Source organism: Nocardioides sp. Soil_C_8, assembly GCF_057656315.1.
Window position 1 is genome coordinate 863,719 of record NZ_JBDGKQ010000001.1, and the last position, 17,650, is coordinate 881,368.

Sequence of the window (17,650 nt, forward strand, 5' to 3'; positions counted from 1 at the left end):
AACGCAAGATGGTGACCCCCCAGAGTCAGGTGGCGCCCCCTCGGTGGTGGCGCAGCACGGGGAGCCTAGAAGCCGCGTCGGACCGCGTCAGGCGAACGACCGATCCACCCCTGAGGGTGTGACGGACGCAACAAGGCCCCCGCCTGGGCGGGGGCCTTGTCGGTGGTGCTGGGTGCGGGAGACGCCGTACGACGTCGCCCCGCGGGCGGATCAGAAGTCCATGCCGCCCATGCCGCCCATGTCGCCGCCGGGCATGGCCGGCGCCTTCTCGGGCTTGTCGGCCACGACGGCCTCGGTGGTGAGGAACAGCGCGGCGATCGACGCGGCGTTCTGCAGCGCCGAGCGGGTGACCTTGGCCGGGTCGATGATGCCCTCGGCGATCATGTCGACGTAGTCACCGGTCGCGGCGTTGAGGCCGTGACCCGGCTCGAGGTTGCGCACCTTCTCGGAGATGACGCCACCCTCGAGGCCGGCGTTGACGGCGATCTGCTTGAGCGGGGCCTCGGTGGCCTTGCGGACGATCTCGGCACCGGTGGCCTCGTCGCCGGTCAGCTCGAGCTTGGCGAACGCGGCGTCGGCGGCCTGGACGAGCGCTACGCCACCGCCGGCGACGATGCCCTCCTCGACCGCAGCCTTGGCGTTGCGGACGGCGTCCTCGATGCGGTGCTTGCGCTCCTTGAGCTCGACCTCGGTGGCCGCGCCGACCTTGATGACGGCCACGCCGCCGGCCAGCTTGGCGAGGCGCTCCTGGAGCTTCTCGCGGTCGTAGTCGGAGTCCGACTTCTCGATCTCGGCGCGGATCTGGTTGACCCGGCCCTCGATCTGGCCCTGGTCGCCCGAGCCCTCGACGATGGTGGTCTCGTCCTTGGTGATGACGACCTTGCGGGCCTGGCCGAGCAGCTCGAGACCAGCGGACTCGAGCTTGAGGCCGACCTCCTCGGAGATGACCTGGCCGCCGGTGAGGATCGCGATGTCCTGGAGCATGGCCTTGCGACGGTCACCGAAGCCCGGCGCCTTGACGGCGACGGAGCGGAAGGTGCCCTTGATCTTGTTGACGACCAGGGTCGACAGCGCCTCGCCGTCGACGTCCTCGGCGATGATCAGCAGCGGCTTGCCGGACTGCATGACCTTCTCCAGCAGCGGCAGCAGGTCCTTGACCGTCGACACCTTGGAGTTGGCGATGAGGACGTAGGGGTCCTCCAGCACGGCCTCCATGCGCTCGAGGTCGGTGGCGAAGTAGGCCGAGATGTAGCCCTTGTCGAAGCGCATGCCCTCGGTCAGCTCGAGGTCCAGCCCGAAGGTGTTGGACTCCTCGACGGTGATGACGCCTTCCTTGCCGACCTTGTCCATCGCCTCGGCGATGATCTCGCCGACGGTGGTGTCAGCGGCGGAGATCGACGCGGTGGAGGCGATCTGCTCCTTGGTCTCGACGTCCTTGGCCATGCCGAGCAGCTGCTCGGACACGGCGGCGACGGCGGACTCGATGCCGCGCTTGAGGCCCATCGGGTTGGCGCCGGCCGCGACGTTGCGCAGGCCCTCGCGGACCATGGCCTGTGCCAGGACGGTGGCAGTCGTGGTGCCGTCGCCGGCGACGTCGTCGGTCTTCTTCGCGACCTCCTTGACGAGCTCGGCACCGATCTTCTCGTAGGGGTCCTCCAGCTCGATCTCCTTGGCGATCGAGACACCGTCGTTGGTGATGGTGGGGGCGCCCCACTTCTTCTCCAGGACGACGTTGCGGCCCTTGGGGCCCAGGGTGACCTTGACCGCGTCAGCGAGGGTGTTCATACCCCGCTCGAGGCCGCGGCGGGCCTCCTCGTTGAAAGCAATCAGCTTCGGCATGACTCTTCGCGATTCCTGTCGACGTGAGTTCTGTGGGTGCGACACCGGGCGGGCTGCCCGCGACGGACGATCCCGCTCGGCCGGCGATCCATTCCCGCCGGCGTCGGGGACCTCAGCGTCACCTGGGTCGCTGTCACTCTCATGAGGAGAGTGCCAACGTCATGTTTAGCACTCGCCCCATGAGAGTGCAAACGGTTGGGCCGAGCCGGACGGGGGGCTCCGGCTCGGCCCGCGTGCCCACGGGTCAGGGCAGGTCGATGAGCCGGATGCTCTCGGTCACGGCGATGACCGCGGTCGCGAAGATGGAGCCGAGGTCGGAGCCGGTGGCGGCACAGAAGTAGTAGTCACCGTCCTTGTTCTCGGCGGACACCTCCGCTGCGGTGGAGCAGTCGCTGTCGGCCTTGCTCGGCGCCCCCGTCGGGCCGGGCGAAGCAGCCTTCGCCAGGTAGTCACGGACCCACGGAGCCCGAGGGGTCCTCTTCGAGCCCCCGGACGTGAGCGCCTTCTCGCACGGGGCGTCGTTGGCATCGCCGAAGCCGATGACCAGGACCGTGATCCCCGAGTCCTTCGCCGCCTGCGCGACCTCGTTGAAGTTCTCGCAGCCCTTCTTCCCGTTTCCGTTGTCGTAGAAGTTGCGGCCCTCGCCCAGGTCACCGGAGGTGTCCAGCGACGTCGAGCCCGAGTCGACGAGCTCGTCGGGCTGGCCGTCCGTCTCGAAGATGATGACCTTCTTGGCCGTGCCGGGTCGCTTCGGCAGCGACGACAGGTTGTTCGACTGCTTGCCGAGCAGGTAGCGCGCGGCGCCCTTCATCGCGGACGCGAGGTGCGTGCCGTAGCTGCCCAGCGAGTAGCCGGGGACGGCACCGTTGGGGAGGCACTTGACGCCCTTGACCAGCTTGCTGGACTCGTTGATCGCCGCGTCCCGGTTGGCGCGGTAGTCGTTGCTGAACGGCACCGGGATCCACGTGCCGCCGTCCACACCGTCGTCCTTGGTGGATGCAGCCGTGGCGCAGCTGGATGTGGCCTTGCTCTTGTGGAGCGTCCCGAAGGCGACGTAGTGCAGCGTCGGGTCCATGACACCCAGGCTCGACACGATCGCCGACTTCATCTGGTCCCGGTCGGCGTCCGCCATGCTGGTCGTCCGGTCGGCCATGATCACGACGTCCATGGGGTTGGGCAGGGTGTCTCCGCAGGCACCCTTGCAGGCCGAGGACGCGACCGACCCCGTCGTGCCCTTCTTCTTCCCGATCACTGGCGCGAAGTCGAAGTCGACGTCCTTGGAGTCGGTGACGCGGATCGTGTTGCACCGCGCCGTGGCCGGGCACGGGACGGAGCAGATCTTCGTGTTGCACCGCACCTGCGCGGTGCTGTACGCCCCGGGGTCGCAGGTCGCCGGGATCTGCCCCGCCGCCACCTGCTTGCTCGCACCGGTCGAGGCGACCACGCAGAACAGCTCGGTGTCGGGCGTCATGGCCGGGTCCTGGTTCTTGGCCATCGTGACGGCCCAGGTCTTGGCCTTCGCCCCGCTGGCCGGCAGCTCGAAGGCGCCGGCGTGCGCCGCCGAGTCGACGTGATCGTGCAGCTTCTGCCGCTCCATCGCGAGCGAGGAGATGTCCACGGCGAGCGCGGCACAGGCGAAGATGACGATCGCGAGCAGGCCGACCAGCACGGCCACCGCCCCCGTCTCGTCCTGCTCCTGCCTCGCACGCGCCGCCAGCGCGCGCCTCACTCGATCCTCATCTGGCTGGTCTTGGACAGGGACAGGCTCGACGACAGCGCCTTGCCCATCGGGGTCAGCCACGCGTGCTGGTAGGTCGCCGTGACCACGGCGACGCCACCCGACGTGTGGTTGGCATCCCAGGACCCGCACGTGCCGCCGAGGGGCGTGGTGCACGAGACGGTGACGGTGACCTTCCCCTTGAGGTCGGCCAGCGCGTCGTTGACCGCCTTGTCGACCTCGCTCTTGCTGGCACTCAGGCTCGCGGCCCGCACTCCTTCGCGGGTGGCGTTGTTGAGCATGGTGTAGCGGTTGATCGCGAACCCGAGGTCGATGATCGAGAACAGGACCGCCAGCAGGACCGGCACGACGAGTGCGAACTCGACCGCCGCCGCACCGCGGTCCCCGCGTGGGCGTGTTTTGGGCATGACTATTTCCTCCCGCAGGTACGACGCGTGAGATCGCTCCCGGCGCCGCGAAGGTTGTGACGGTGACCCGGCACGGATGACGGATCACCGGCCCTGCCCGCACCCCCCAGCGCAGGCAAGACAAGGGCAACCTAACTTGAGGGGGGCATGCTCCACCCCCCGGACCGAGATTTGTTTGCCGACCGGTCTAGACAGCCTCAGTCGGGGGCGGCGACCCTCGCGTCGACGAGGTCGGCGAACGGCTCGGCGTTGGCCGCGGACACGTCGAGGTAGAGACCGGGCTCGATCAGCTCGAGCTCGCTGACGACCCATCCGCCGTCCCACCGCAGGAGGTCGACGCGGAGGTAGTCCATCGGCCGGCCGAAGCGCTCGCCCATGGCGTCGTACGCGCTCATCACCAGGTCGCCGACGTCACCGGTCGCGACGGGTCGCACCTGGCCGCCGAACTCCTCGTTGACGCGTACGTCGCCCTCGCCCGGCAGCTTGTCGAAGCGCTGACCCAGCCGCCCGCCGAGGACGTAGACCGACGCCTCGCCGTGGGTGCGGATCGACTCGACGAGCGGCTGCACGACCCACGGCCCGTCGACCTCGGGGTAGTCGGCGTGGCTGCGGACGGGACGGCCCAGGCGTGGGTCGTCGGGGTCGGTGACCACGAGGAGGCCCGCGCCCCCGGCGCCGACCCGAGGCTTGACGACGGCGGTGCCGAAGTGCCGCACCGCGTCGGCGAGACCCGCCCGGTCGTCGGCCAGCAGCGTCGGGACCGCCGGCAGGTCGCCGAGCTCGGTGAGGTAGCGCTTGTCGTGGTTCCAGGCGAAGACGTCGGCGCCGTTGAGCAGGCGGGACTGGTCGAGCGATGCGGCCCATGCGAGGAACTCGGCGTGCCGGGTGACGTAGTCCCAGGTGGAGCGCACCGCCACGAGGTCGGCGGCGGCCCAGTCGACGGACGGGTCGTCCCAGCGGGCCCAGGCGAAGTCGGTGCCGCGGGCGCGGAGGACGGCGTCGAGGGCGCCCGCACCGGGCTCCCCCTGCGGCAGGTCGCCGCTGGTGGCGAGCAGGACGCTCATGCGTCGTCGGTGGGCAGCTCGGAGGCGCCGTAGAGCTCGTGCGCGACGTCGTCGCGGTTGGTGCCCTCCCGGTTGTCGCCCTTCTCGATGATCACGAGGTTGTGGTAGCAATGCACGGCGCGCACCCACTGATCGGTGTAGGTGGGCTCGTAGCCCTCGAGGAGGAACTCCTCGTGGTTGAGGCCGTCGACGAGGTCCTTGACCAGGTCCATCGAGGTGCCCGGCGCGCGCGGGTCGAGCTGCCCGCCCCAAGCCGGCCAGTAGGAGGTCTGGGTGTCCTCGATGCAGTAGATCGCGCCGTCGGGCAGCAGCGGGAACAGGATCCGGAAGGACTCCCGCACGTGGGCCGGGATGTGGCTGCCGTCGTCGATCACCACGAGCGGCGCGCCCTGCTCGTCGACGATGCGCTGGAGGATCTCGGAGTCGGTCTGGTCACCCAGGTAGGTGTGGATGTGGCCGCGGGTGAGCCAGGTCTTGTCCTCGATGTCGAGCCCGACGATGCGGGCCTTGGGGAAGAACCAGCGCCACATCTTCATCGACGCGCCGCTCTTGCGGCGCTTCTTGTAGCCGCCGATGCCCAGCTCGAGCAGCGTGAAGGACTCGCCGCGCAGGTGCTGCAGGTGGCGCTCGTAGTGGGGGGTGTACTTGTGGACGCCCCACTTGTCGGTGCGGAACTCGATGGCCAGCTCGGTCAGGTTGCTGGCCAGCAACCGGCGGCGGCGCTCGGCCTTCGGGTCGAGCGGCTCGGGCTCGGCCGGGACGGGCGATGCCTGCATCCGGCCGGCCTTCTTGGCAGCCTTCTTGACGGCCTGGCCGGCTCGTCGAGCAGTGGTGCGCACCCGGGAACCCTAGCCTGACCCACCCACCTCGGGTGCGTGGTGCCCGAACGGCACGTCGGACACGACGCCGAGGGCCGCGAGCACCGACGGGAGCATCGCCTTCGCCGTGCGCTTGTAGCCGTGCGCGCTCGGGTGGAAGCGGTCGAGGCTGAACATCTCCTCGGGGTTCGTGATGAAGAACGGGCCCACCACGTGGGCCAGCGAGACGACCCGCGCACCTCGCGCAAGGGCGGCCGCCCGCTGGGCCTCCGCCAGCTGTCGGGAGGCACGCGAGCCGAGGGCCCGCAGGGGTTGCGGCACCGGCTGGAGCGCACCGAGGTCCGGGCAGGTCCCGACGACGACCTCCGCCCCGCGGGCGCGGAGGTCGTCGACGGCCGCCGCCAGGTGGCGTACGGACTCCGCGACCGGCACTCGGTGCGTGACGTCGTTCCCGCCCACCACGATGACCGCGACGTGCGGGCGGTAGCCCCGGGGCAGCGAGGCGAGCTGCTCGCCCAGCATGCTGCTCTCCGAGCCGACCACCGCCGCCGTCCTCAGCCGCACGGAACGGCCCGCAGCGGCAGCGATGCCACGCGCCAGCCGGCTGCCCAGGGTGTCCCTGGCGCGGTCCGCGCCCAGCCCCGCGGCGATCGAGTCGCCCAGCAGCAGCAGGTCCACGGGCTCGCCGTGCTTCTTCTTGTAGTGGCGGTCGGCGTCCGGCGCCTGCTCCCCCAGAGGCTTGCCGATGGCGCGTCGGGCCTGCGCCGCCTGGCGCTGCAGCAGCTCGCGGGCGCCGTACGCCGTCCCTCCCGCGACGCCGCCGAGGACGGCCAGCGCGACGCCGGCCCGGGTCAGGTGTCTGCTTCCCACGCCCCTTGTGAACCAGACGTCCCTGAACGGTCGCGCAACCCCGGGCGACCCCAGACCGAACGGCACTCCACAGATGGGTCGTCGTACTCATCACAGCCCGGCCGCGGCGCGCCACGGTGGAGGCATGACCGACACCTCGTCACCGGCATCGTCCCTCGCCACCCGACCGGTCGCGCCACGTCAGCTCGCGTGGCTGCGCCACGAGCTCTCCGACTGGACCGCGGACGGCCTCCTCAGCGAGGAGCAGGCCGCGCGCATCTCGACGCGCTACCACTCCGAGCGCCACGCCCGCGTGAGCGTGGGCCGGGTCCTGCTCCACCTCGGCGGCGGGTTCGTCGGCGTCGGACTCATCTGGCTGGTCGCCGCCAACCTCGACGCGCTCTCCCCCATGACGCGCTTCGCACTGGTCGCGGCGCTGTGGCTCCTCTTCCTGGTCGGCGGCGAGACGCTGGCGGCGCGCCGCGCCTCACCGCCGCTCGTCGGCGCCGCACGTCTTCTCGCGGCGCTGGGCGCCGGAGCCCTCGTCTTCCAGGCCGCACAGTCGCTCCAGGTCCCCGCCTACGAGCCTCGCCTCGTGGGGCTCTGGGCCGTCGGCGCCTTCGTCCACGCCTACCTCGCGCGGGCGTTCATGCCCTTCGTCGTCGGGGTCGTCACGGGCGTCGCCTGGTGGTTCGTGCAACCGCTGTGGAACGCCCAGGACGGGACCACGGTCGTCGTCCTGCTCGGCGCCGGCGCGGTGCTCGCGGCCGCCCTCGCCGTCCTGCACGACGGGTGGATCGACCGCTTCGCCTGGACGTGGCGCACCGTCGCCGGCGGCACGGCGCTCACGGCGCTCTTCGTCGCCGCGATCCCCGACGTGGGCAGCGCCGGCCCGACGTGGTCGACCGGGGTGGTGGTCGCACTCGCCGTCGCCTCGACAGCGACGGTGGCCGCCGCCGTGGTACGCCGGGGAGCACGCATCATCGAGCCGCTGGGCGCCGTCGCCGTGCTGCTGACCGCCACGTCGCTCTCCCTCTGGGCCACCGGCACCGACTCCTCGGCCGTCGACGTGGCGGACTGGGCGCACGCGGCGATCTCCGTCGTCGCCTACGTGGTCCTGGCCGTCGCCCTGGTGGCACTGGGGACCCTCCGCGACCACCAGGCCCTGACCTGGATGGCGATGGCCGGGCTGGTCGTGTTCACGACCTTCCAGGGCTTCGCCGTCTTCGCGCCCATCGTCACCGGGGCCTGGCTCTTCGTGGTGCTCGGCACCGTCTTCCTCGGCACCGGCTTCCTGTTCGACCGCGCCCGCCGTGAGCTCGTGCAGGCCCTCGACCCCACCGACGCCCCTGCCGACAGCCCTGCCGACCCCGCCCCGAAGGGAACCGACCGATGAAGCGCACCCTCGCGACCACCGTGATCGCGGTCAGCCAGCTCGCGCTGGTCGGCCTGGCCGTGGCACCGCAGCTCTCCGCCCGGGTGGCGGGCGAGACCTACCTGGTACGGGTCGCGCCGGTCGACCCGATCGACCCGTTCCGGGGGGCCTACGTCGCGCTCGACTACCCCGACCTCCGACACGACGCGTCCCAGTCCTTCGTGCAGCCCGGGCTCGGAGCGATGGAGGACGGCGAGTCCGGGGACGTCTACATCACCCTCGTGGAGGACGACGGCGTCTGGGTGGCCGAGGACTGGGCGCGCACGCGGCCGGACGACGGTCCCTACCTCGCCTGCGACGACCGGTCGTGGCAGGTCCGGTGCGGCATCGAGAGCTGGTTCCTCCAGCAGGACGAGGCGCAGCAGGCCGAGGCCCTGCTGCGCGACGGCGCGGTCGCCGAGCTGCGGGTGGACGACCGCGGCAACGCGGCCGTGGTCGACGTACGCGCCGGGTGACGCGCGACCACGACCTGGTCTCAGCCTCCGGCGACCGCCGGGATCACCGAGATCTGCACGCCGTCGGGCGTGGCGGTCTGGAGCTCGTCGAGGAAACGCACGTCGTCGTTGCCGACGTACACGTTGACGAAGCGCCGCAGCTGGCCCGCCTCGTCGAGGATCCGGCCCTTGATGCCGGAGTAGTTCCCGTCGAGGTCGTCGAGGACGGCCGAGAGGGTGTCCCCCTCGGCGCTCACCTCGGACTCACCGCCGGTGTAGGTGCGCAGGATGGTCGGGATCCGGACCGAGACACTCATGTCTTCTATCTTCCTCTCAGAGGACCTTCGACGCCACGAACGCGTCATAGGACGGGGCGATGGTGGCCGCGGGGCCGACGCGGTCGGAGACGGCGTCGAGGGTCTTGAGCCCGTGGCCGGTGTTGATGACGACGGTCTCGAGCGAGGTGTCGAGCTGGCCGGTCTCGACGAGCTTCTTCAGGACTCCGACGGTGGTGCCGCCGGCAGTCTCGGTGAAGATGCCCTCGGTGCGGGCGAGCAGCACGATCGCCTCGCGGACCTCGTCGTCGGTGATGTCCTCGACCGCCCCACCGGTGCGACGGCAGATGTCGAGCACGTAGATGCCGTCGGCGGGGTTGCCGATGGCGAGGCTCTTGGCGATGGTGTCGGGCTTGACCGGCCGGATCGCGTCGGTCTCGCCCTTGTAGGCCACCGAGACGGGCGAGCAGCCGGCTGCCTGCGCACCGAAGACCTTATAGGGCTTGTCCTCCACCAGCCCGAGCTTGATGAGCTCCTGGAAGGCCTTGTCGACCTTCGTCAGCTGCGAGCCGGACGCGACGGGGATGACGATCTGGTCGGGCAGCCGCCAGCCGAGCTGCTCGGCGATCTCGTAGCCCAGGGTCTTGGAGCCCTCGGCGTAGAAGGGGCGCACGTTGACGTTGACGAACGCCCAGCCCTCCTCCTCGCCGGCGATCTCGGAGGCAAGCTTGTTGACGTCGTCGTAGTTGCCGTCGACCGCGACGAGCTTCTCGGTGAAGACCGCCGAGTTGACCTTCTTCGGCGTCTCGAGGTTGCTCGGGATGAACACGACGGTCGGGATGCCGGCGCGGGCGCCGGCGGCGGCGACCGCGTTGGCCAGGTTGCCCGTCGAGGGACAGGCGAACACCTTGGCGTCGAGCTCGCGGGCGGCGCTGAGCGCGCAGGCGACCACGCGGTCCTTGAACGAGTTGGTCGGGTTCGTCGAGTCGTCCTTCACCCACAGCTTCTCCAGGCCGAGCTCGCGGGCGAGGTTCTTCGCCTCGAGCAGGCGGGTGAAGCCGGGCTCGGTGTTGGGGCTCTGCTCGATGTCGGACGGCACCGGCAGCAGCGCCTTGTAGCGCCAGATGTTGCGGGGGCCGGCGGCGATCTCCTCGCGGGTCACCGTCGGGAAGTCGTAGGCCACCTCCAGTGGCCCGAAACACTCCGGACAGGCGTAGGAGGGCCCGAGGGCGACCTCGTGGCCGCACTCGCGGCACGCGAGGGAGCGGGCGTTGCCGAAGGCGCCCTCCCGCAGCCCGCGGTCGGTCGTGGTCGCGGTCGTGGTGGTGCCGTCGTCCAGCAGGGTGCTCATGAAGTCCTCCTTCTCATCTGTCCCCCGCGACTCTCGCCGGGGCCGGATTTGGCACCTGCTCCCGCGACTGCCGGCTGTGCCGGACAGGAGGCTCGCGGGTGGTTGCCGGGACTTCGTCGGGCCGTTCCCTCAGTCCCTCGTGATGAGCACGCTCAGCCTAGGCAGCCGTCTCACGATGCGCACATCGAGTCCACGATGTGAGCACGGCGGCGTCCGCCACGCGGTCAGCGGCGGGAGGCGAGCCCGGTCAGGAGCTCCACGACGCCCTTCGGGCCGTCGACGACCACGTCCGCGAGCCGCACCAGGTCGGGCTGCTCGGTCGAGGCCGAGCACACCACCAGGCCGGGCATCCCGTCGGCGCGCAGCGCGCGGACCGCCTCGAACGCCTCGACGTCGCCGAGGTCGTCGCCGCCGAAGATCACGCCGGCAGCCTCCTGCTCGTCCACGAAGACCCGCAGGGCGTGGCCCTTGTGCATGTCGCCCGAGCGGACCTCGATGACGTTGCGGCCGGGCTCGATCGTGAGGTGGTGCCGCTCGGCCAGGGCCGAGATGGGCTTCACCAGCCGCTCGAAGGTCCCGGCCGGGTCGTCCATCCGCCGGGTGTGCACGGCGACGGCCAGGCCCTTCTCCTCGACGTACGCCTCGCCGGCGCCCGCGCTGCGCAGCACCGCCGGCAGCTCGCGCTCGAAGCTCGCCAGTCCCGCAGGCGGGCGCGGCGAGCGGATGCGCTGCTCGGTGGCCGACCAGCGTTCGTTGCCGTACTGGCCGAAGACGAAGAGCTCCGCGCCGCGGTCGAGCAACGCGTTGCCGAGCGCGTCGAGGTCGCCCATGGCGATCGCCTGGCGTGCCGGGCGGCCGGTGATGACCGCGACGGCGCGCACCACCTCGGCGAGCTCGAGCAGCGCACCGGGCGCTGCGGGGTGGAGGCGGGCCGCCTCCGGGTCGTCGACCACCGGCGACAGCGTGCCGTCGAAGTCGAGACCCACGACGGTGCGGTCGAGGACGTCGCGTACGGCGTCGTAGTGGGCGCGCGCGTCGTCGGAGGTGAACTCCATGGGTCAACCCAACCACGTGCGGCGCACGAGCACCGAGGCTGCCCGCGGTTGCGCCCGGGCGTCGGCGGGCGGCGGGGTCAGCGCGGGGCGTCGGCGGTGAGGATGACGGTGAGCCGGTCGCGCTTCATGACGCCGACGGCGGGCGCCGTGCGCTTGATGCCCAGGTCGAGGGCGAGCTGCTTGCCGGCGGCCTTGAGCCGGGGCGGGAAGTAGACGGTGCTGGTGGGGATCAGGCCCTGCCAGTTGTCCTCCCCCACGACCGCCCAGCCGACGCCGGTGGCGGTCGCGGCGGTCGCCGCGGCGAGCCCCCGGATGCCGGAGTTGTTGTAGACCTCGACGTAGACCTCGCCCCGCTTGACCTGCGGCTTCGGCTTCGGCTTCGGCTCGGGCGCAGGCGTCTCGGCCGGGGCGGGAGTCGCCTCGGCACTGGGCGACTGGTCGGCGCTGGCGATCGTGGCGGTGTCGACCCGGCGCTCGGTGGGCGCCTGGTCGCGCGTCGCGACGAAAGTGATCGAGGCCATCGCCACGGCGAGGACCGACAGCATCACGAGCGGGGACGGGAAGGCCACACCTCGCTCGTCACGACGACGGGGTGCGGGGCGGCCGGAGCTGGGGAAGGAGGCCATGGGGAAGGTGACCAATCGTGAGTGGGCGGGCCCGTTGGATCAGGCGTGGAGTCGAGGGTGGCGTCAGATCTCGAACCCGAGGCGGCGCGCCGAGCGCTGCCGCTGGCGGGAGGCTCGCAGCCGGCGGAGTCGGCGTACGAGCAGCGGGTCGGCCTCGAGCGCCTCGGGACGGTCGATGAGGGCGTTGAGGACCTGGTAGTAGCGGGTGGAGGACATGTCGAACTTCTCGCGGACCGCCTGTTCCTTGGCGCCGGCGTACTTCCACCAGTGGCGCTCGAACTCGAGGATGTCGCGGTCGCGCTGGCTCAGCCCGGCAGCAGTCCCCTGCTCGGGTGTGATGTGCTCGGCTGCGTCCATCGGACATCTCCTCCTCGACCCCGCACCACCCGTGACCGGGTGGACGAGCACGAGTCTAGGCGACGAACCACAACGATGTCATTCGCCTCCGGCGAGTCGTCTGGACAAACCTGCGCCGGGCTCGCGCGCCGCGGACGACCGGGGCCTGCCCGGCTCTGCACGGGACACCGCGGGGTGGTCTCCGCCTCACCGGCCGTCGCTAGGGTTGCCGACGTGACTGGAGCGCCGCAGGCAGACCTCGTGATCGTGGCCAACCGGCTGCCCGTGGACCGGGTGAGCCAGCCGGACGGCACGGTGTCGTGGCGGCCCTCCCCCGGCGGCCTCGTCACCGCGCTCGAGCCGGTCCTGCGGGCCAACGACGGCGCCTGGATCGGCTGGCCGGGCTCGGCCGACGACGACGAGTTCGAGCCGTTCGAGGAGAACGGCCTCTCCCTCATCCCCGTCGCGATGAGCGCCCAGGAGGTCGAGGAGTTCTACGAGGGCTTCTCCAACGGCACCCTCTGGCCGCTCTACCACGACGTCGTCGCCAAGCCGGAGTTCCACCGCGAGTGGTGGGACTCCTACGTCTCGGTCAACCAGCGCTTCGCCGACCGGGCCGCCGAGGTGGCGTCCGAGGGCGCCACCGTGTGGGTGCAGGACTACCAGCTGCAGCTGGTGCCGCAGATGCTGCGCGCCCAGCGGCCCGACCTGCGCATCGGGTTCTACCTCCACATCCCCTTCCCGCCGGCCGAGCTCTTCTCGCAGCTCCCGTGGCGCCGCCAGATCCTCGAGGGACTGCTGGGGGCGGACCTGATCGGCTTCCAGCTGCCGGGCGCGGCTGCCAACTTCGTACGCCTGGTGCGCAGCCGGGTGGGCCACAAGACCCACCGCGACACCATCTACCTCCCGGACGGTCGGCCCGTGAAGGCGACGGCGTTCCCGATCTCGATCGACACCGCCGGGTTCGAGGAGCTGGCCCGGTCGGAGGCCGTGGCGGAGCGGGCCGCCGAGATCCGGGAGGCACTCGGCAACCCAAGGCGGATCTTCCTGGGCGTCGACCGGCTCGACTACACCAAGGGCATCTACTCCCGGCTGCGCGCGTTCGGCGAGCTGGTGCGCGACGGGCACCTCGACGTCGAGGACGCCGTCTTCGTGCAGGTGGCGACGCCGTCCCGCGAGCGCGTCGAGCAGTACCGCATCCTGCGCGACGAGATCGAGATGCTGGTCGGACGGATCAACGGCGACCACGGCAAGATCGGCAACCCGGCCATCCACTACCTCCACAACTCCTTCCCCCGGGAGGAGATGGCCGCGTTCTACCGCGCCGCCGACATCATGGTGGTGACACCGTTCCGTGACGGGATGAACCTCGTCGCCAAGGAGTACGTCGCCTGCCGGTTCGAGGACGACGGCGCCCTCGTGCTCTCGGAGTTCGCCGGCGCGGCGCAGGAGCTGCGCCAGGCCTGGCTGGTCAACCCCTACGACATCGACGGCATGAAGTCCGCGCTGCTGGACGCCTTCGCCGCGGACAGGAAGGAGACCTCCCGGCGCATGCGGGCGATGCGCAAGACCGTCGTCCAGAACGACGTGTCGAAGTGGGCTGCCGACTTCCTGCGCGAGCTCGAGGAGCTGCCCGAGCACCACGACAAGACGGTGCGGCAGTCCCGCACGCGCTGACCGCCCGGTCCGGCTCCGCTCAGGCGGGGGCGCGTCGGGACGGCGCGGTCTCGTACTGGGCGACCATGATCGCCTCGATCTCGCTCACCAGGTCGGAGCCGAGGCGCGGCCAGGCCGGGTCGTAGCCGTAGACCTCGCCGAGGCCGACGGCCGACCGCGTGCCGTCGAGGATGTCGATGTCGCGGGGCGCGATGAGGCCGGGGTGGACGACGCCGATCGCCTCGGAGACCTTGAGCAGGTCGCGGCGCAGCGAGCGGACGTAGTTGGCCGCCCGGACGCTCTTGAGGCCCACGTCGAGGCCTCGCGTGTAGCGGGGGTTCTGCGTCGCGATCCCGACCGGGCAGTGGTCGGTGTGGCACTTCTGGGCCTGGATGCAGCCGATCGACAGCATCGCCTCGCGGCCCACGCTCACCATGTCGGCGCCGAGGGCGAAGGCGACCACGGCGTTCTCCGGCACGCCGAGCTTGCCCGCCCCGACGAACACGACGTCGTCGCTGATGCCGGCCGCGGCGAACCGGCGCCACACCTCGCTGAAGCCGATGCGGAACGGGTAGGCCACGGAGTCGGCGAAGATCATCGGGGCCGCGCCGGTGCCACCCTCGCCCCCGTCGATGTTGACGAAGTCGACCCCGCGCGCACCGGACCCCATCGCCTCGACGAGCTCGTCCCACATCGTGAGGTTGCCGACCGCCGACTTGATCCCCACCGGCAGGCCGGTGGCCTGCGCCACCGACTCGACGAAGTCGAGCATCGAGTCGATGTCGTGGAAGACGGTGTGCCGGCTGGGCGACGCGCAGTCCTTGCCTTCCGGGATGCCGCGGATCTCGGCGATCTCGCGGCTGACCTTCCCGCCCGGCAGCATGCCGCCGAGGCCCGGTTTGGCGCCCTGGCTGAGCTTGACCTCGATCGCGCGCACCGGCGCCGACTGCACCACGTCGACGAGCCGCGCCATGTCGAAGCGACCCTGCTCGTCGCGGCAACCGAAGTAGGAGGTGCCGATCTGGAAGACGATGTCGCCGCCGTTGCGGTGGTGCGGCGACAACGCCCCCTCACCGGTGTTCTGGAAGCAGCCCGCCATCGCCGCGCCCTTGTTGAGCGCCTCGATGGCCTTGCCCGACAGCGAGCCGAAGCTCATCCCGGAGATGTTGACCACCGAGGAGGGCCGGAAGGCGTGCGTACGACCGCGCGCGGCGCCCATCACCTTCGCGCACGGCAGCACGATCTCCTCCTGCGCGTGGGGCATCGTGGCCGCCCCCGGACCGGTGAAGGTGCGGTGCTTGATGATCGGGTAGCCCTCGACGCGCTCGACGTCGTTGTCGGTGCCGAAGCCGAAGTAGTTGTTCTCGAGCTTCGAGCTGGCGTAGACCCAGCGACGCTGGTCGCGGCTGAACGGGCGCTCCTCGTCGTTGCTGGTGACGATGTACTGCCGCAGCTCCGGCCCGAACCGCTCCAGGAAGAAGCGGGCGTGCCCGATCACGGGGAAGTTGCGCACGATCGCGTGCTTCGTCTGGACCAGGTCGTGCACAGTCGTGGCAGCTGCGGCAGCGGCCGTACCGCCCAGGATCGCGTACCTCCACCTCATGCCCCGTTCCTAGCCCTCCCACGACACGTTGTCGAGGACGGACCATCCCGATGGAGGGGGGTCAGGCGAGCTCGCCCCGTGCGACGCTCACGCCGGAGTGGGTGGGGTCGCCGTCGTCGGGCTCGACCGAGATGTCGACGATGCGGTAGCCCTCGTCGATGAGGTGCATGGGGACGGCGAACTCGCCCTCGTCGCCCGAGGCGAGCAGGCCGATGGAGATCATCCGCTTGCCGTCGACGTTGATCAGCCAGACCTCGTGCACGCCCGGCTCGTCGCCGAGCTCGGTCGCGCTGACCCGGATGGTGAAGGTGTCGTCGGACTCGACGGCGCTCGCCTCGCCTCGCTCGGCGTCGCTGTCGAGGGCGGTGAGCGCGGTGGCGGCGACGACGGTGCCGGTGTCCGTCGGCGGCTCGACCGCCTCGGGGTCGTTGCCCGTGCCGATGCGCCCGAGGCCGATGCCCGCCACGAGGGCGAGCACGGCGGCCACCCCGGCCAGCCACAGCGGTACGCCGCGTCGCGACGCCGGCGCGGCGGGGACGGCCTGCGGCGGCGACTCGGCGCCACCCGCGCGGACCTGCGCGAGCACCTGCGCGCGGAGCTCCGCCGGAGGGGGGACCAGCGCGTCGGCGCCGGCCCGACGTCGTACGCCGGTGAACGCGGCGACCTGCGCTGCGCACTCGGGGCAGGTCTCGGCGTGCTCGCGCACGTCGGCGGGACCGTCGGTGGGGTCGAGGGCGAGCCCGGCGAGCTGCTCGGGATCAGCGTGACTCATGGCGCACCCCCTCGAGCTGGTGGTGGAGCTTCATCAGGCCACGACGGACGTGGCTCTTCACGGTGCCGAGCGGGAGGCCGACCTTCTCGGCGATCTCGGCGTGGCTGCGCTCCTCCCAGAACGCGAGGAACAAGATGGTGCGGCGCGGGTCGGGCAGCTCCTCGACGGCCTGGCGCACGACGAGCCGCTCGGCGATCTCCTCGTCGGCGGCCTGGAGGGCGTCGTCGTGGACGCCGGGGAGCGACACCACGGCTGCGAGCCGGTCGGCCTCCCGGGCCCGGGCCGCCCGGACGTCGGCGACCTTGTGGCGGGCGATCCCCACCAGCCAGGCCGGCAGCGCGGAGGGACTGGGTGTCAGCGTGTGCCGGCTGCGCCAGGCAGCGACGAACACCTGCTGGGTGACCTCCTCGGCGTCGTGGCCGTCCCTCAGCGCCCGCAACGCGTAGGTGTGGACGAGGGCCGACCAGCGGTCGTAGACCTCCTCGAGGGCCCGCTCGTCGCCGGCGACGAGGCGAGCGGCGAGAGCCCGGACGCTGTCGTCCTGCTCGTCCACGAACGCCATCGCCTCGGTGACCACCGGGCCACCGTACCGGCGCGCCGCGCGGGCGGGGAGCGGGATGATGGTCACCGTCGCTCCCCGCCCGTCAGGCGTCCGTGCCGACCCGGCTCAGAGGTCGATCGGGCGGAGCACCCGGTCGATGCCGTGGGCGACCTGCTTGTTGCCCTTGTTGAGGTCGAGCGCCTTGAGCACGACCTGCGGGTCCTGCGCGTTCTTGTCACGGTCCTTGAGCGTGATGCTCACGCTCGGCTTGGTCCTGACCTTGACCTTGATCTTGCCGCCCTGGGCGGTGGTGAGCTTGGCACCGTCGGCCTTGAGCACCTTGTTGCTGGTGAGCGTCTTGCCCGGGACGACGTGGTAGAGCAGGACGGTCTCGATCATGTCGACACCGGCCAGGTCGACGAGCGCCTCGAAGATCTTCTTCTCGCTCTTGATCGTCTTGCCGGTCAGGTCCTTGGCCAGCAGGCGGAACGCCTCGTCGGTGGGCGCGAAGACCGTGAGGCGCTTGCTGCCGTCGGCGAGCAGCGCGACCGGGGAGTCGGGCTTGGCGGCGACCACGGCCAGGGCCGCCTCGGTGACGATGTCGAAGTCCTTCTTGTTCTTGTCGAACGTGTTGCCGTCCGAGGTGAGGAGGGCCGCGAGGCTGTCCTCACCAGCGGCCTTGGCGTTGGCAGCAGGGGCCGTTGCCTGCACCGCGCCGAGGGCGAGGGCCGAGGCGGCGAGGATGGCGGGAACGCGTCGCTTCATGAGAGAGGTCCTTCCGTCAGGGGCGCCCGTTGGCGCCCGTCCCCCTCTTCTCCGGGCGAACCACGCGACCGGATGCACCGCCCCCG

18 protein-coding genes and 1 riboswitch are annotated in these 17,650 nt (G+C 71.1%); of the genes, 3 read left to right on the forward strand and 15 right to left on the reverse strand.

Annotated features, from left to right (window positions below):
* Positions 1-210: 210 nt before the first annotated feature.
* From groL to AC3A3L_RS04275, 6 genes are all read right to left on the reverse strand, one after another.
* Positions 211-1,839, reverse strand: coding sequence for a chaperonin GroEL (gene groL, locus AC3A3L_RS04250; RefSeq protein ID WP_487638779.1), 1,629 nt, complete (start codon positions 1,837-1,839; stop codon positions 211-213).
* Between the two features lie 244 nt (positions 1,840-2,083).
* Positions 2,084-3,568 (reverse strand): TadE/TadG family type IV pilus assembly protein, encoded by a 1,485-nt coding sequence (locus AC3A3L_RS04255; protein ID WP_487638780.1) that lies wholly within the window; start codon positions 3,566-3,568, stop codon positions 2,084-2,086.
* Positions 3,565-3,984, reverse strand: coding sequence for a TadE/TadG family type IV pilus assembly protein (locus AC3A3L_RS04260; protein ID WP_487638781.1), 420 nt, complete (start codon positions 3,982-3,984; stop codon positions 3,565-3,567). Before AC3A3L_RS04260 ends, AC3A3L_RS04255 begins: the two co-directional genes overlap by 4 nt.
* A 197-nt stretch (positions 3,985-4,181) precedes the next feature.
* Complete coding sequence (locus tag AC3A3L_RS04265; protein WP_487638782.1) at positions 4,182-5,048, reverse strand: ATP-grasp domain-containing protein; 867 nt, start codon at positions 5,046-5,048, stop codon at positions 4,182-4,184.
* Positions 5,045-5,887 (reverse strand): hypothetical protein, encoded by an 843-nt coding sequence (locus tag AC3A3L_RS04270; protein ID WP_487638783.1) that lies wholly within the window; start codon positions 5,885-5,887, stop codon positions 5,045-5,047. Before AC3A3L_RS04270 ends, AC3A3L_RS04265 begins: the two co-directional genes overlap by 4 nt.
* A 9-nt stretch (positions 5,888-5,896) precedes the next feature.
* Positions 5,897-6,736, reverse strand: a complete 840-nt coding sequence (locus tag AC3A3L_RS04275; protein ID WP_487638784.1) for an SGNH/GDSL hydrolase family protein — start codon at positions 6,734-6,736, stop codon at positions 5,897-5,899.
* 124 nt (positions 6,737-6,860) lie between these two features.
* Here AC3A3L_RS04275 and AC3A3L_RS04280 point away from each other — a divergent pair, with 124 nt between their 5' ends.
* The gene (locus AC3A3L_RS04280; protein ID WP_487638785.1) at positions 6,861-8,111 is read left to right on the forward strand and encodes a DUF2157 domain-containing protein; all 1,251 of its coding nucleotides are present in this window, start codon (positions 6,861-6,863) and stop codon (positions 8,109-8,111) included.
* On the forward strand, positions 8,108-8,605 hold the full coding sequence (locus tag AC3A3L_RS04285) for a GDYXXLXY domain-containing protein (protein WP_487638786.1): 498 nt from the start codon (positions 8,108-8,110) through the stop codon (positions 8,603-8,605). The genes AC3A3L_RS04280 and AC3A3L_RS04285 overlap by 4 nt, the downstream gene beginning before the upstream one ends.
* Before the next feature lie 20 nt (positions 8,606-8,625).
* Here AC3A3L_RS04285 and AC3A3L_RS04290 read toward each other — a convergent pair whose 3' ends face one another.
* The 5 genes from AC3A3L_RS04290 to napA form a co-directional block, all read right to left on the reverse strand.
* On the reverse strand, positions 8,626-8,901 hold the full coding sequence (locus AC3A3L_RS04290) for a MoaD/ThiS family protein (protein ID WP_268109825.1): 276 nt from the start codon (positions 8,899-8,901) through the stop codon (positions 8,626-8,628).
* A 16-nt stretch (positions 8,902-8,917) separates the two neighbouring features.
* Positions 8,918-10,210: a threonine synthase gene (gene thrC, locus AC3A3L_RS04295; RefSeq protein ID WP_487638787.1), complete on the reverse strand. Its 1,293-nt coding sequence runs from the start codon at positions 10,208-10,210 to the stop codon at positions 8,918-8,920.
* Between the two features lie 10 nt (positions 10,211-10,220).
* Positions 10,221-10,359: riboswitch (SAM riboswitch) on the reverse strand.
* A 75-nt stretch (positions 10,360-10,434) separates the two neighbouring features.
* On the reverse strand, positions 10,435-11,265 hold the full coding sequence (gene otsB, locus AC3A3L_RS04300; protein WP_487638788.1) for a trehalose-phosphatase: 831 nt from the start codon (positions 11,263-11,265) through the stop codon (positions 10,435-10,437).
* Positions 11,266-11,342: 77 nt separating this feature from the next.
* Positions 11,343-11,834 carry a LytR C-terminal domain-containing protein gene (locus AC3A3L_RS04305; RefSeq protein ID WP_487638789.1) on the reverse strand — a complete coding sequence of 164 codons (492 nt, stop codon included), beginning with the start codon at positions 11,832-11,834 and terminating at the stop codon, positions 11,343-11,345.
* Positions 11,835-11,954: 120 nt separating this feature from the next.
* Complete coding sequence (napA, locus tag AC3A3L_RS04310) at positions 11,955-12,248, reverse strand: nucleoid-associated protein NapA (protein ID WP_487638790.1); 294 nt, start codon at positions 12,246-12,248, stop codon at positions 11,955-11,957.
* Positions 12,249-12,461: 213 nt separating this feature from the next.
* Here napA and AC3A3L_RS04315 point away from each other — a divergent pair, with 213 nt between their 5' ends.
* On the forward strand, positions 12,462-13,904 hold the full coding sequence (locus AC3A3L_RS04315) for an alpha,alpha-trehalose-phosphate synthase (UDP-forming) (RefSeq protein WP_487638791.1): 1,443 nt from the start codon (positions 12,462-12,464) through the stop codon (positions 13,902-13,904).
* Positions 13,905-13,923: 19 nt separating this feature from the next.
* Here AC3A3L_RS04315 and AC3A3L_RS04320 read toward each other — a convergent pair whose 3' ends face one another.
* The 4 genes from AC3A3L_RS04320 to AC3A3L_RS04335 form a co-directional block, all read right to left on the reverse strand.
* Complete coding sequence (locus tag AC3A3L_RS04320; protein ID WP_487638792.1) at positions 13,924-15,486, reverse strand: glutamate synthase-related protein; 1,563 nt, start codon at positions 15,484-15,486, stop codon at positions 13,924-13,926.
* Between the two features lie 61 nt (positions 15,487-15,547).
* Positions 15,548-16,258 (reverse strand): anti-sigma factor, encoded by a 711-nt coding sequence (locus AC3A3L_RS04325; protein WP_487638793.1) that lies wholly within the window; start codon positions 16,256-16,258, stop codon positions 15,548-15,550.
* Positions 16,245-16,886, reverse strand: a complete 642-nt coding sequence (locus AC3A3L_RS04330; protein ID WP_487638794.1) for an RNA polymerase sigma factor — start codon at positions 16,884-16,886, stop codon at positions 16,245-16,247. The genes AC3A3L_RS04325 and AC3A3L_RS04330 overlap by 14 nt, the downstream gene beginning before the upstream one ends.
* A 39-nt stretch (positions 16,887-16,925) precedes the next feature.
* Positions 16,926-17,564 carry a fasciclin domain-containing protein gene (locus tag AC3A3L_RS04335; RefSeq protein ID WP_487638795.1) on the reverse strand — a complete coding sequence of 213 codons (639 nt, stop codon included), beginning with the start codon at positions 17,562-17,564 and terminating at the stop codon, positions 16,926-16,928.
* Between the last annotated feature and the right edge of the window lie 86 nt (positions 17,565-17,650).

What these genes read in the sequence shown, in the direction of transcription:
- groL (WP_487638779.1), bottom strand. Translation starts at nt 1,839, where the DNA reads ATGCCGAAGCTGATTGCTTTCAACGAGGAGGCCCGCCGCGGCCTCGAG.
- AC3A3L_RS04260 (WP_487638781.1), bottom strand. Translation starts at nt 3,984, where the DNA reads ATGCCCAAAACACGCCCACGCGGGGACCGCGGTGCGGCGGCGGTCGAG.
- AC3A3L_RS04265 (WP_487638782.1), bottom strand. Translation starts at nt 5,048, where the DNA reads ATGAGCGTCCTGCTCGCCACCAGCGGCGACCTGCCGCAGGGGGAGCCC.
- AC3A3L_RS04280 (WP_487638785.1), top strand. Translation starts at nt 6,861, where the DNA reads ATGACCGACACCTCGTCACCGGCATCGTCCCTCGCCACCCGACCGGTC.
- AC3A3L_RS04285 (WP_487638786.1), top strand. Translation starts at nt 8,108, where the DNA reads ATGAAGCGCACCCTCGCGACCACCGTGATCGCGGTCAGCCAGCTCGCG.
- AC3A3L_RS04290 (WP_268109825.1), bottom strand. Translation starts at nt 8,901, where the DNA reads ATGAGTGTCTCGGTCCGGATCCCGACCATCCTGCGCACCTACACCGGC.
- thrC (WP_487638787.1), bottom strand. Translation starts at nt 10,210, where the DNA reads ATGAGCACCCTGCTGGACGACGGCACCACCACGACCGCGACCACGACC.
- otsB (WP_487638788.1), bottom strand. Translation starts at nt 11,265, where the DNA reads ATGGAGTTCACCTCCGACGACGCGCGCGCCCACTACGACGCCGTACGC.
- napA (WP_487638790.1), bottom strand. Translation starts at nt 12,248, where the DNA reads ATGGACGCAGCCGAGCACATCACACCCGAGCAGGGGACTGCTGCCGGG.
- AC3A3L_RS04320 (WP_487638792.1), bottom strand. Translation starts at nt 15,486, where the DNA reads ATGAGGTGGAGGTACGCGATCCTGGGCGGTACGGCCGCTGCCGCAGCT.
- AC3A3L_RS04325 (WP_487638793.1), bottom strand. Translation starts at nt 16,258, where the DNA reads ATGAGTCACGCTGATCCCGAGCAGCTCGCCGGGCTCGCCCTCGACCCC.
- AC3A3L_RS04335 (WP_487638795.1), bottom strand. Translation starts at nt 17,564, where the DNA reads ATGAAGCGACGCGTTCCCGCCATCCTCGCCGCCTCGGCCCTCGCCCTC.